The organism is [Clostridium] scindens (genome assembly GCF_019597925.1).
Lineage (GTDB): Bacteria > Bacillota > Clostridia > Lachnospirales > Lachnospiraceae > Clostridium_AP.
Genome location: NZ_CP080442.1, coordinates 3902088 through 3915236 on the forward strand (window position 1 = coordinate 3902088; position 13149 = coordinate 3915236).

The following is a 13149-nucleotide window of genomic DNA, read 5'->3' on the forward strand; positions in this document are numbered from 1 at the left end:
CGACACTTCTAATGTCACGCCCCCATCTGCTATTCTTCCATATATTCTACTGGGTTCACTGGCTGTCCGTCTTTACGCATCTCAAAATATACGTTGCAGCCCTCTACGCTGTAGTATTTGGTCGGCTGGCTTACATAGCCCAGAACTGTCTTAGCTTCTACATAGTCGCCGACTTTCACTGGTACTTCCTTTAACTGTCCATAGAACAGTTCATATCCATTACCGATATCAATATTAACGGTTGTCCCTGTCTCTGCGGTTACATCGATGGATTTAACGATTCCGGTTGTTGCTGAGATTACCTGATCCCCCTCAGCACCGGAGATGATTACCGCCGGGTTGTACTTGTACTGGTCCAGAGTTGAGAAATATACGGTCTTGTCCATACTGTAGTTCAAAAGTATGGTGCCGTTCACTGGCCATAATAACTTGCTGTCTTCATTAAAACTTACGGATGTGCCGCCACCGGCTGTCGCCTGTGTTCCTGCGCTGCCGTTATCTGTCTCATCTGTGCCGGTTCCTTCATCCGCCGTATTCTCCTGCGTATCTGTATCTGCCTGATTGCTGATTACCAGGTTGTTGGCCTCTTCTGAAGGCTCCTTTGTTTTTTTCTCTTTTGTGTCATTGGTTTCTTCCGCCCGTGCAAGTTCTTCTTTTCGCTGCGTCTCTTTGTAATCATTGAATGTATATGTTCCAACTATTGCAATTGCTGCCACAAAGCACAATACTGCCGCGACGGTAGCACCTCTCTTTTTTCGTGAAGGTCTTTGCCTCTTATTCATCTTATCACCACCTCTGACTATATTTTTGCCAGATAGTGATGGACTTATTCTGTGTCCAGCAATATTTCTGCTACTTCTTTGATTTCCGTCCCCGCAAAGAAAAATTGCAGTATTTCTTCATAAGTCTTTCCTTTTTTAGACATTTTATTGGCTGTATTCTGACTCATTCCCAGGCCGTGCCCGATTCCCCGCGTAGTAATCCTCATTTTCCCATTATATCGCTGTAGCGTAAAACAGCTGGATGCAAGATTATAGGTATTGCGGAATTCCTCTCCGCTCACATTTTCCTGCCCCACCCGTACATTTATAACGTATCCGGCGGTATCCAGCGCCGTTATCTCCGCGTCCATATCATCCACCGTCACCGTCTGTATCTGTTTCGTATTCTCGATATCAAGCGGGCAGTCCACAATCTTAAGATACGGATAATCCCCATTTCCAAGGACTTCGGCTCCATCCCTGGTACATCCATTGCTTAGGCGGAAAAAGGGCGTCAATGCCAGATCTTCCCCATAGAGCAGCACCTGTCCTTCCGTCTCGCTCCAGGCATCCTCCAATTTGCGGTAGTATTTGGAATATTTCCCTCCCCATGCGTCCTCCATCTGCTTCTGCGTCCAGAATTCGCCTTCCAGAACCGTATTGCTTCCCGACTCTTTGATTTTTTTGTAGACGTCTGTACGAACCAGAACTGACTGTGCCTTCAGCGCTTCCTTATCATAAGATGCGGGAATTTCTTTGGCCAGGATGCCGATGCAGTATTCTTCTATTGGCATCTTAACCTCTTTTTTCCCGGACTTTACCTTTATATAAGTACTGTCCACATGTGAATAAGTAGTAATGCTTGGCCCATTTAAAAACACGGTGACCACATATGGCAACAGTACGATGATGATAATATAGCATCCTAGTTTCTTTAATTTCTGCCGCATAAAAAACACCCTCCCATACACTGTATGGAAGGGTGTCCTTTTTTATTCCTCGCGATTACGGATAATGAAAAAGTAGATGGAAGTGTACAGCGGCACGAAGACTCCTGCAACCGCATGCACTAATGCGTAGTTTTTGTCTGTATATCTTTCGAAGATCTGACGATTGACCAGAACCAGAAGCGTCTTGACCAAAGCGCCTACCAGCATCGAAATTATACCGATAAGCGCAATCCCCGCCATCAGCATGCCTATTCCTGTGCCGGAAAACATGTTGGCTAATGCCGATCCCGGGTCATGGTATCCGATGGAACTATAGTTCACGCCCATCCTGGCCATGCTTATGGCGACGCCTCCCCAGATCAGCCCTCCAAAGATTCCTGTCACAAAGTTGCTGACGATTGGGATTACCAGTATCCAGATGCCCGGATTGCGGATCTCCTTCTTTTTAAAGTACAAAGTGCCGCATAATTCTCCCTGGAAATAGGTTCTTGCGTATGGTATGAACGCAAGCCATGGATAATTCATTCCACGCCGTTTTCCAAGAGTATACATCCCAATTCCACGCAGCAGGTAGCTGGCAATGCAGCCGATCGCCAATATTCCCAGAATAACTAAATACGATAATAAAACTGTCACTGCCATATCTCCTGCAAAACGCTCCATTTTTATACCTCCACTGTAATCTTATCCAGATGCCAGATGTCATCAACATATTCCTGAATGGTCCGGTCAGAGGAGAATTTGCCACAGCATGCCGTATTCAAAAGGGCCATTTTTGCCCATCTGTCTTTATCCCGGTATGCTTCCTCTACCTTCTGCTGTGCCTGTGCATATGCCCTGAAATCCTTAAGTATAAAATACATATCTGCCCGGCTGCTGCTCTTCGTATTCAGAAGAGAATTGTACAGGTCACGGTATAACTCCGTGTTGCCATGAGCATAAGTTCCGTCAACCAGCTGATTTACGACACGGCGGATATCCGGATCATTGTTGTAGATATCCATCGGATTATAGCCGCCGTTCTGCTCAAAACCAATCACTTCATCCGAACTTAAGCCAAAGATAAACGCATTGTCTATTCCAACTTCCTCGACAATCTCTACATTGGCTCCATCCATCGTTCCAATAGTAGGAGCGCCGTTGAGCATGAACTTCATGTTGCCTGTACCGGACGCTTCCTTAGAAGCAGTGGATATCTGCTCGCTTACATCTGCTGCAGCAAAGATCAGTTCCGCGTTGGATACGCGGTAATCTTCAATAAACACCACCTTAAGCTTTCCATTGATGCTGCGGTCATTATTCACTACATCCGCAACAGAGTTGATCAGCTTGATGATCTGTTTGGCGCGGATATATCCTGCGGATGCCTTTGCCCCGAAGATAAATGTTCTTGGATAGAAACTCTTCTCCGGATGCTCTTTCATCTGGTTATACAGATACATCACATGCAGGATGTTCAGCAGCTGGCGCTTATACTCATGAAGTCTTTTCACCTGTACATCAAAGATGGATCTTGGATCCACTTCAATTCCATTGTGCTCCAGTATGTATTCTGCCAGGCGTTCCTTGTTCTTATACTTGATGCTCATGAATTCCTTAAGCGCTTCTTCGTCATCTGCCCATCTTTTCAGGCCGGACATTAAGGACAGATCGGTAATCCAGTCCTTGGTGCCAAGCTTGTCGGTTACCCAGTCTGCCAGCAGAGGGTTTCCATGCATAAGGAAACGTCTCTGGGTAATGCCATTGGTCTTATTGTTGAACTTCTCCGGCATCATCTGGTAGAAATCCTTCAGTTCCTGGTTCTTTAATATCTCCGTGTGCAGGCGTGCAACGCCGTTGACCGAATATCCTGCGACGATGGCAAGATGTGCCATCTTAACCTGGCCGTCCATAAGGATTGCCATACGTTTTACCTTGCCTTCGTCTCCCGGATAAGTCTTTCGGATCTGCTCTACAAACCGGCGGTCAATCTCCTGGATAATCTGATAGATACGCGGAAGCAGCCTTGAGAACAGGTCGATTGGCCATTTTTCAAGCGCTTCTGCCATGATGGTGTGGTTGGTATATGCGCAGGTCTTTGTGGTAATATCCCATGCCTCATTCCATCCAAGTCCTTCCTCATCCAGAAGAATACGCATCAGTTCTGCTACAGCCACCGTTGGATGGGTATCATTCATCTGGAAGGTGACTTTTTCATAAAGTTTTGTAATATCATCATGCTTCTTCTTATATTTCACAATTGCTGCCTGAATGCTGGCAGATATGAAGAAATACTGCTGCTTCAGCCTTAACTCTTTGCCTGCGTAATGATTGTCGTTCGGATACAGGACCTCCACAATATTCTTGGCAAGATTCTGCTGCTCTACCGCCTTGTGATAGTCGCCTCTGTCAAAAGAATCCAGCTGGAAGTCCACGATCGGCTCCGCATCCCAGATACGAAGGGTATTTACCACATGGTTATTGTATCCCACGATCGGGTAGTCGTACGGTATGGCCAGTACAGACTCATAATTCTCCTGAACGAAATGGGTTCTGCCTTCTTCGTCATACTCTACCCGGATATTTCCGCCAAAGCGCACTTCCTTTGCGTATTCGGGCCTGCGAAGTTCAAAGGGATTGCCATCCTTGAGCCAGTTATCCGGCTTCTCCACCTGGTATCCATCTTCAATCTTCTGCTTAAACATTCCGTAATGATAACGTATGCCACAGCCATATGCCGCATAGCCAAGGGTTGCCAGCGAATCCAGGAAGCAGGCCGCCAGACGGCCAAGGCCGCCGTTTCCAAGAGCCGGATCCGGCTCCTCGTCCTCGATGGCATTTAGGTCTATTCCCATCTCGTCCAATGCTTCCTTTACTTCCGTGTAAGCCGTCATGTTAATCAGGTTATTGCCAAGCGCTCTTCCCATCAGGAATTCCATGGACATATAGTAGACCATCTTCGGATCGTCTTCATCATACTTCTTCTGGGTGGCAAGCCAGTCATCTATAATGACTTCTTTTACCGCATAGGAAACCGCCTGGAACAGCTGCTGAGGAGTGGCCTCATCGACCGTCCTGCGAAACAGCGTCTTTACATTATTCGTAACTTCTTTTTTAAATGCTTCCTTTTCAAATCTCGGATTATACATATTCATTTCCCTTCTCTTTCTAAGCCTGAGCATTCTTATTTCTTCTCTACTCCAAGGGTTACGTTCTCGCCATTGATCTTCCAATCCTTTACATATCCCTGCGGCGTTTCTTTCGTTACCTTGAGCGCGAGCGTCTCATCCCCAATCGTAGCGGCATTTTCTGCAAATATCTTCTCGGCTTTCTCTGTTCCTTCGTAAGAGATCTCGATCTTATCCATGACCTCGAATCCTGCCTCTTTACGCATAGTCTGAACCTTGCTGATGATCTCGCGGACGAATCCTTCTTCCAGAAGCTCATCTGACAGATTTGTATCCAGAACAACGGTAATGCCATTATCATTCTCTGATACATAGCCTTCCATCTGAGCCGTCTCGATCAGCAAATCTTCTCTAAACAGTGTGACTTCCTGCCCATTAATATCCAGTTTCAGAGCATCCGCAGAATTCAATTCATCCATGGCAGCGTTGCCGTCGATCGAACTTAAGGCGGCTTTGATGCCTCCTAACATTTTACCATATTTTGGACCCACTGTCTTTAACTGCGGCTTGAAAGAATAAGAAGTAAAATCGCGTACTTCTTGTGTAAATGTCATAGCCTTTACATTCAACTCGTCTTGTACGATCTCCTGGTAGAATGCCGGTAGATCAAAATCGGCCTTTACATACATCTGCCCGATCGGCTGACGGTTCTTAATGTTCGCCGTATTCCTGCATGCGCGGCCCATCACGACCAGTTTCAGCACCCGTTCCATATTGGACTCCAGATCTTTATCAATATAGGAGTCGTCTGCGGTCGGGAAGTCGCACAGGTGGATGCTTTCCGGCGCGCTCTGGTTGATGCTTCTTACCAGATTCTGATAAATGTCTTCTGTCATAAATGGAATCATCGGCGCAGCCACCTTGCATACTTCTACCAACGCGGTATAAAGCGTCATGTAGGCATTGATCTTATCCTGCTCCATTCCCTTTGCCCAGAAGCGTTCGCGGCTTCTTCTTACATACCAGTTGCTCATATCGTCCACGAAGTCCTGCAATGCTCTTGCTGCCTCCGGAATCCTGTAGTTTCCAAGATTGTCATCTACTTCTTTAATTAATGTATTCAGTTTGGACAGCAGCCATTTGTCCATTACCGATAATTTATCGTAATCGAGCGAATATTTTGTCGCGTCGAATCCATCAATATTGGCATACAGCACAAAGAATGCATACGTATTCCATAAAGTTCCCATGAACTTACGCTGTCCTTCCGTAACTGCTTTTCCGTGGAAACGGTTTGGCAGCCAAGGCGCGCTGTTGACATAGAAATACCAGCGGATCGCGTCGGCTCCGTATTTATCCAGAGCGTCGAAAGGATCCACCGCGTTTCCTTTGGATTTGCTCATCTTCTGCCCATTCTCATCCTGCACGTGGCCGAGGACGATCACGTTCTTGTACGGCGCTTTATTAAATATCAATGTAGAGATTGCCAGCAGGGAGTAAAACCATCCACGGGTCTGGTCCACAGCCTCGGATATAAAGTCAGCCGGAAACTGCTTCTCGAACAGTTCCTTATTTTCAAATGGGTAGTGGTGCTGTGCAAATGGCATGGAGCCAGAGTCAAACCAGCAGTCGATCACCTCCGGGACACGGTGCATCTCTTTGCCGCAGATCGGGCATTTAATAGTAACAGCATCAATGTATGGGCGGTGAAGCTCGATATCTTCCGGGCAGTTATCAGACATTTCCTTCAATTCCGCGATGCTTCCGATGGAATGCTGGTGACCGCACTCGCACTCCCAGATATTCAGCGGAGTTCCCCAATAACGGTTCCGGCTGATGCCCCAATCCTGGACATTTTCAAGCCAGTCCCCAAAACGCTTCTTTCCAATACTCTCCGGGATCCAGTTGATCGTATTATTGTTTGCGATCAGATCATCCTTTACCTCCGTCATCTTGATGAACCAAGATTCCCTCGCATAGTAAAGCAGAGGCGTATCACATCTCCAGCAGTGTGGATAGCTATGCTCGAACTTAGGCGCGTCAAACAGAAGGCCTCTTGCATCCAGATCTTTTAGAATCTCCGGATCTGCATCCTTTACGAATACTCCTGCACATGGAGCGTCCTCTGTCATGCGCCCTTTCTCGTCTACCAGCTGAACGAAAGGCATGTCATACTTGCGTCCTACCTTTGCATCGTCCTCACCGAATGCCGGCGCGATATGGACAACGCCTGTACCGTCCGTCAATGTTACATAGGAGTCGCAGGTAATAAAGAAGGCTTTCTTATTCTGCCTTGCAGCGCAGTCTGCCGCGCATTGGTACAGAGGATCATATTCTTTGTATTCCAGATCCTGTCCCTTATATGTCTCAAGAATCTCGTAAGCTGGCTTTCCTTCTTCCGCCAGTTTGCCAAGGACCGTATCAAGAAGCGCGACTGCCATGTAGTATACGTATCCATCTGCTGCCTTCACCTTTGCATAGTCTTCCTGCGGATTTACGCAAAGGCCGATATTGGATGGCAATGTCCAAGGCGTGGTAGTCCATGCAAGGAAATACGCGTCTTCGCCTACCACCTTGAAGCGAACGATCGCAGAGCGCTCCTTCACGTCTTTATAGCCCTGGGCTACTTCCTGTGCGGAAAGCGGAGTTCCGCAGCGCGGGCAGTAAGGCACGATCTTAAAGCCCTTGTAAAGCAGGCCCTTATCCCAGATCTGTTTAAGTGCCCACCACTCGGACTCAATAAAGTCATTATGATAGGTCACATATGGGTTTTCCATATCAGCCCAGAACCCTACCGTTCCGGAGAAATCTTCCCACATGCCCTTGTACTTCCATACGCTTTCCTTACATTTGTCTATAAACGGCTCCAGGCCATATTCTTCAATCTGGTCTTTTCCATCCAGGCCCAGCGCTTTTTCTACTTCCAGTTCTACCGGCAGCCCATGGGTATCCCATCCTGCCTTACGCGGTACCTCGTATCCCTTCATCGTGCGGTATCTTGGAATCATATCCTTGATAACGCGAGTGAGTACATGGCCGATATGCGGCTTGCCGTTGGCTGTCGGCGGGCCGTCATAGAACATATAGATATCATTGCCATCACGCTCTTTCATGCTTTTTTCAAAGATGCCATTTTCTTCCCAGAATTTTTCAATTTCTTTTTCTCTGTCTACAAAATTCAAGTCCGTTGAAACTTTCTTGTACATTTTGAAACCTCCTTAATCATGTATCTTAATTAAAATTAAAAAAACTTCCGCCCTGAATAGGACGAAAGCCAAGCCTGCGTTTATAAACCACCTAAACATACTATCATATGCCTTCCCTGTAACGGAGGAATGCCGTCAGCATCTACTTGACCGTCCTATGGCCTTTCAAACGCTGCAACTCGGAAGTGATATTCAGATATACCTTACTTGCACCAGGCTTGCACCGTCCCTGGCTCGCTATGCCTTTCTGATCTATCCTACTGTCTTCGTCAACATTTTTCTTATATGCTGTTCTATTATAGTAAAAAAGCCCCTGAATAGTCAAGGGTTTTTTACAATCTTTCTATCTTCTGCGCCGCCTTTTCCTTATACGGCTCCTGCGCGTGATCACGCTGATAAACATAGCGATCAGAATTGCCAGCACCACCGATGCGCATGCAACAGCCATCTTCTTTGTCTTGCCTTTCTTCTGGCCATCATCCTTTGATTTCTTTTCCTTCTTTGCAGCCGTAACTTTGGCTGAATGCTCATCCTTATAACTGTCGCTCAAGGTACATCTGGCAGAGCCAACCGGATTGCCTTCATATGTATATTGAAGCGTTGCCTCGCTGCTGGTTCCCCCGTCCGGGATCAACTCCATATCCAGATCCTCAAACTTCACGCTCTGCGGAAGCATTACATAATTGCCGCTTCCATCCTCCAATATCTCTCCTACATCCTTGGATGACTCATAATCTGCCACCGGCACTTTGCTAAAATTGTTGAATGCGTACTCGAACAGGCCTGTGGTGTCCGGGTAGATATGCACCCCATGGGTCCTTAAGACTACGCACACCAGCTGCATGCCTCCATTATCTGCCATGGTTATCAAGGTAGACAATGCATCCGACGTAAATCCCGTCTTCCCACCGATCGCATATGGATAATAATTCGAATTCTCCGGCATGAGCATCTTATGCTTCTGCTGGAAGATATGTTCTTCTACCGTCTCAGTCGCGGGAATGGTATAGTTCAGCGTCTGGACGATGCGGAAGAAATCCGGATGCTTAAAAAGTTCCCGTCCTATAAGCGCCATGTCCCTGGCACAAGTATAGTGATTCTCATCGTGAAGCCCGTTCGTATTGGCAAAATTCGAATTCTCCCCGCCAAGTTCCCTGCACCGGGTATTCATCTGTTCCAGAAACCAGCTGTAATCATGGCCTGCATTAATGCCCACGCTCTCGCCTACCGCATAGGCCGCTTCATTGGCGGATGCCAGAAGCGTTGCGTGCAGCGCTTGCTCCAAAGATATCTGGTTTCCTTCTTTCAGTCCCACGGAGGAATCTCCAGGCTGCAGGAATGCCACGCTATCATGTGAAAATGTCACCGGGTCTTCAAGCTGTCCGTTTTCCAGCGCTACCAGGGCGGTCAGCACCTTGGTAATGCTGGCCGGATATTGGTGGGAATCAATATTCTTCGCATACAGGATTGCCCCTGTCCCCACTTCCATTACGATTGCCGCTTCCCCATAGGTACCCGGCCCTTGCGGCCAATTCTTCCAGTCATTGCTCTCAACCTTCATCTCATAGGCTGCTTGTTCAGCCTTCTGTTCTTCTGACAGTTCCTCTGTCTGCTCGGCCGCATCCGGCTCAGTGGCCAATACGGTCGTTTCCGTGCAAGCGCACATGACTGCCAGTAATAGAATCGCTGCCAGTATCTGCCTGCCTCGTCTCATCATTCCGTCCTCCGTATAACTTTTTTCTTGCAATATATTTTACCATAGCAGGAGTCATTGCACCAGCAAAAGAAATTACAGCCTTCCCAGATACCAGATGATCCTTCCTTTTATATCACTGGTCTTCACCGTGCCAAATTCCCGTGAGTCTTCTGATATTTCCCGGTTATCTCCCAGGACAAAGACTTCCTTATCTTCAACCACCACAGGATACTCGACGCTGCTTCCAGTCCGTCTGGTCTTTCCGAGCGTTCCTTTGAATTTCGCTTCTTCTCCATTCACATATACCTTGCCGGACTGGATATTTACCGTATCTCCGGCTACTGCTACGACTCTTTTTACAAATTCCTCTCCGTCTGGTCTTTCGAGAACGATCACATCTCCGGGCCTATACTCTTTTCCCAGACGGAAATAAGCTACAATATCCTTGTCATGGAGGGTAGGGTACATGGAATTGCCTGTTACGGTGGAAAATCCCATCATCAGATAGAAAACCAGCAGGATCACGGCAGCCAGCGCTAAAAACTGCAGGGAAATCACGAGCCTGGCCTTTCTCATTTCCTTTTTCTTCTGACTACGCAGCTGCGGATCTACATCTTCCAGCACCTTTTTCTTAATCTCATCGATCTCCATAATATGACCTTCTGTTCTGCAAATTTATTATCCTATTATTATAATAGATTGACCAACTGAATACAAGTTATGATATAATGGGTTATAATGTTAGCAACTAGCGAAGGAGTCTGATTGTCATGAAGAAGTTAAGCGTATTTAAGATCATCCAGCTATCCATCCTGGCTGTGATCACCCTTATCAGCGTCTTTTTCCTATTAAAGCCAGAGGTAAAGCAGTTCGTGTTTTCCTCTTCATCTGCTACCACATTATTCTTTTTAATTTGGATTATTTTAATAGCAAGTTTTTTGTTTATTTTGATAGATTTAAGTATTATATCTTCCATTAAACTTCATTTTCATAATTTGTATGGGGTGGCATATTCAGATCCTTTATCCGGCATACCCAACCGCTTCAGCTGCGATACGCTGATTGAAAAGTATATTGATTCCGAATTGCCCGAGGATATCGGATGCATTATGATTGACCTGGCCAATCTGCCTGAGGTCAATTCATTGTATGACCACGCCGCCGGCAACCGGCTGTTAAAAGATTTTTCCGCTATCCTGTCCTCATCTGCGCTGTCGCTTGGCTTTGTAGGACGGAACGGAGGAAATAAATTTCTTGCTATATTTGAAGACTGTACCCAGGAAAAACTGGATGCCTTTCTGGCAAGGGTTTCCGAAAGAGTACAGCGCCATAATGCAAAGGCAGATTCCATAGACATGGAATACAAAGCCGGCACCGCCCTTAACAGCGAGGAGCATCTCGCGAAGATTACCGGGCTTATCGCTCTTGCCAATAACCGGATTTACAAATCATCATAATGCAGGAGGGAGAATTGTCTTATGGCTGAACTGGATTATGAATATTTGGACAGACTGTTAAAGAAGGCAAAAGAGGACGACAGCGACGCCCTTGCCGAGTTGTACGCAGCCACCTACAGAAAGCAGTACCGTTATGCCTGCCAATATATTGAAGATCCTTTTCTGGCGCAGGATATTCTGCAGGATGTCTATATATGCGCCTTTGAGAATATAGAATCGCTCGATGACTCGCGCTGCCTTGCATCCTGGCTGGAAGAGATAAATGGCCGAATCTGCCATGAGGCTTCCCTGCAGGATCATGTTTCCTCGCAATCACGCCGGTCCAGGATTCCAGATCTGGAGCCGCAGGCTGCGGGAGAACTGCTCAATCATATTTTTGCCAGACGTGATATGGAACCTTCCACAATCCCTGTGGAGATTCTTGAATCTTGGGAGAATTATAAGAAGCCTGGATTTAGATGGGAGAAGGCTGCCGCCTGTATATTCCTGATACTTCTTCTGCTTCTGCCCTTCCTGTTTCTTAAGCCTTCCATTGTGGCAGAACGCAAGAATATAGACTCGGCATCCAATGCGCTGTATGATATCCGCATCCAAAGCTTGCTTCCAGTGCGCTCCGTCAGCGCGACGCTTGATAACAGCACGCCGGTTCCTCTGCGCAAATCCGGTTCCAAAAAGTATACGGCTGAGATCATTTCCAATGGGAAGTTAAAGATCAAGGCAGTATCAATGAACGGGCAGACAACAGTTAAGACTTATACCGTATCGCATCTGGATATGGATAAGCCTGAATTTATTAAATCTTATACCCAAGACGACCTGATATATCTGGTGGTCCAGGATACCTATTCCGGTATTGATTACGGAAATATCCGCGGCCTGAAGCCAGAATCCTATGACATAGAAGAAGGAATCATTACCTTTCGGATCCCAAAGACGCCTACATCTGTAATCATTCCGGACCACGCAGGAAATGAACTGAAGCTTCTTGTCTCTCCAATTGAAGAATGATGATTGAATTAAGGAGGAATACCGACATGAGCCGTATTACAAGTCTGACTTGTATCACCTTTATACTGTCATGTATTCTCCTTTGCAGTTGTTCCGGCAAGGAATCTGTTGCCAAAACCGAGCATAAGGGCCCTCCCAGGGATTCCGCTCCCAAGGTTCTTACGCCTTCTGCGGATGGGACAGTCGTTTATAATAACGACTATGCATCCATAGATGCATCAAACACATCCCAGGGCTACATTATGGTCAGCTACTCCGGGGATTGTCCAAAGGTGAAGGTACAGATAACCGGACCTGATCAGGTTCCTTATACCTACCTGCTGATAGACAGGGGAGCCTATACCACCTTCCCTCTCTCTGCCGGGAATGGTGCTTACACGATACAGGTGCTGGAAAATGTGGAAGGCGACTCTTACCTTATCGCCTTATCCCAGGATATCGATGTCGCAATTGAAGATGAATTCCTGCCATTTCTCTATCCCAATCAATATGTATCCTTTACTGCCGATTCAAAGACGGTTATCAAAGGGAGCGAACTGGCAAAGAATGCTTACAGCGATCTGGAAGTCATCCAGGACATCTATCACTATGTCATCGAGAATATCTCTTATGATACTGCAAAGGCGGATAGCGTTACTTATGGATACCTGCCTGATATTGATGCTACGCTCAAGTCAGGGACCGGCATCTGCTTCGACTATGCTTCTGTAATGACCGCCATGCTCCGCTCCCAGGGCATACCTACGAAACTTGAAGTAGGATATTCCGGAGAAGCCTTGCATGCCTGGATCAGCACTTATACCAAAGACACTGGCTGGATAGACGATATCATTGAATTTGACGGCACTTCCTGGGAATTGATGGATCCCACGCTTGCCGCTAATAACAATACTTCCTCTGTCGGCAAATATATCGGCGATGGAAGCCATTATGTACTAAAATACTCATATTAATACTATGCCTA

10 protein-coding genes are annotated in these 13149 nt (G+C 46.7%); 3 read left to right on the plus strand and 7 right to left on the minus strand.

What is annotated here, in order from left to right; genetic code table 11:
- Positions 1-29: 29 nt before the first annotated feature.
- From K0036_RS18715 to lepB, 7 genes are all read right to left on the minus strand, one after another.
- Positions 30-782: a M23 family metallopeptidase gene (locus K0036_RS18715; RefSeq protein WP_025641029.1), complete on the minus strand. Its 753-nt coding sequence runs from the start codon at positions 780-782 to the stop codon at positions 30-32.
- A 44-nt stretch (positions 783-826) separates the two neighbouring features.
- Positions 827-1711: a SpoIID/LytB domain-containing protein gene (locus K0036_RS18720; protein WP_025641028.1), complete on the minus strand. Its 885-nt coding sequence runs from the start codon at positions 1709-1711 to the stop codon at positions 827-829.
- Positions 1712-1753: 42 nt separating this feature from the next.
- On the minus strand, positions 1754-2374 hold the full coding sequence (locus K0036_RS18725) for a hypothetical protein (RefSeq protein WP_025641026.1): 621 nt from the start codon (positions 2372-2374) through the stop codon (positions 1754-1756).
- A 2-nt stretch (positions 2375-2376) separates the two neighbouring features.
- Positions 2377-4839 (minus strand): glycogen/starch/alpha-glucan phosphorylase, encoded by a 2463-nt coding sequence (locus K0036_RS18730; RefSeq protein ID WP_025641024.1) that lies wholly within the window; start codon positions 4837-4839, stop codon positions 2377-2379.
- 35 nt (positions 4840-4874) lie between these two features.
- Positions 4875-8024: an isoleucine--tRNA ligase gene (ileS, locus tag K0036_RS18735; protein WP_025641022.1), complete on the minus strand. Its 3150-nt coding sequence runs from the start codon at positions 8022-8024 to the stop codon at positions 4875-4877.
- Positions 8025-8367: 343 nt separating this feature from the next.
- A complete protein-coding gene (locus K0036_RS18740; protein ID WP_227036162.1) occupies positions 8368-9741 on the minus strand; it encodes a D-alanyl-D-alanine carboxypeptidase family protein in 1374 nt (457 codons plus the stop codon).
- A 72-nt stretch (positions 9742-9813) separates the two neighbouring features.
- On the minus strand, positions 9814-10371 hold the full coding sequence (gene lepB, locus K0036_RS18745; RefSeq protein ID WP_025641018.1) for a signal peptidase I: 558 nt from the start codon (positions 10369-10371) through the stop codon (positions 9814-9816).
- A 119-nt stretch (positions 10372-10490) separates the two neighbouring features.
- Between lepB and K0036_RS18750 the strand changes: the two genes are divergently transcribed.
- Genes K0036_RS18750 through K0036_RS18760 form a run of 3 tightly spaced genes read left to right on the plus strand, consistent with a single transcriptional unit; the run spans position 10491 to position 13138 of the window.
- Positions 10491-11177 carry a GGDEF domain-containing protein gene (locus K0036_RS18750; RefSeq protein WP_025641016.1) on the plus strand — a complete coding sequence of 229 codons (687 nt, stop codon included), beginning with the start codon at positions 10491-10493 and terminating at the stop codon, positions 11175-11177.
- Positions 11178-11198: 21 nt separating this feature from the next.
- The gene (locus tag K0036_RS18755) at positions 11199-12185 is read left to right on the plus strand and encodes an RNA polymerase sigma factor (RefSeq protein WP_220430398.1); all 987 of its coding nucleotides are present in this window, start codon (positions 11199-11201) and stop codon (positions 12183-12185) included.
- Between the two features lie 26 nt (positions 12186-12211).
- Positions 12212-13138, plus strand: a complete 927-nt coding sequence (locus tag K0036_RS18760) for a transglutaminase-like domain-containing protein (protein WP_025641012.1) — start codon at positions 12212-12214, stop codon at positions 13136-13138.
- The last annotated feature ends 11 nt before the right edge of the window (positions 13139-13149 follow it).

What these genes read in the sequence shown, in the direction of transcription:
- K0036_RS18715 (WP_025641029.1), bottom strand. Translation starts at nt 782, where the DNA reads ATGAATAAGAGGCAAAGACCTTCACGAAAAAAGAGAGGTGCTACCGTC.
- K0036_RS18720 (WP_025641028.1), bottom strand. Translation starts at nt 1,711, where the DNA reads ATGCGGCAGAAATTAAAGAAACTAGGATGCTATATTATCATCATCGTA.
- K0036_RS18725 (WP_025641026.1), bottom strand. Translation starts at nt 2,374, where the DNA reads ATGGAGCGTTTTGCAGGAGATATGGCAGTGACAGTTTTATTATCGTAT.
- K0036_RS18730 (WP_025641024.1), bottom strand. Translation starts at nt 4,839, where the DNA reads ATGTATAATCCGAGATTTGAAAAGGAAGCATTTAAAAAAGAAGTTACG.
- ileS (WP_025641022.1), bottom strand. Translation starts at nt 8,024, where the DNA reads ATGTACAAGAAAGTTTCAACGGACTTGAATTTTGTAGACAGAGAAAAA.
- K0036_RS18740 (WP_227036162.1), bottom strand. Translation starts at nt 9,741, where the DNA reads ATGATGAGACGAGGCAGGCAGATACTGGCAGCGATTCTATTACTGGCA.
- lepB (WP_025641018.1), bottom strand. Translation starts at nt 10,371, where the DNA reads ATGGAGATCGATGAGATTAAGAAAAAGGTGCTGGAAGATGTAGATCCG.
- K0036_RS18750 (WP_025641016.1), top strand. Translation starts at nt 10,491, where the DNA reads ATGAAGAAGTTAAGCGTATTTAAGATCATCCAGCTATCCATCCTGGCT.
- K0036_RS18755 (WP_220430398.1), top strand. Translation starts at nt 11,199, where the DNA reads ATGGCTGAACTGGATTATGAATATTTGGACAGACTGTTAAAGAAGGCA.
- K0036_RS18760 (WP_025641012.1), top strand. Translation starts at nt 12,212, where the DNA reads ATGAGCCGTATTACAAGTCTGACTTGTATCACCTTTATACTGTCATGT.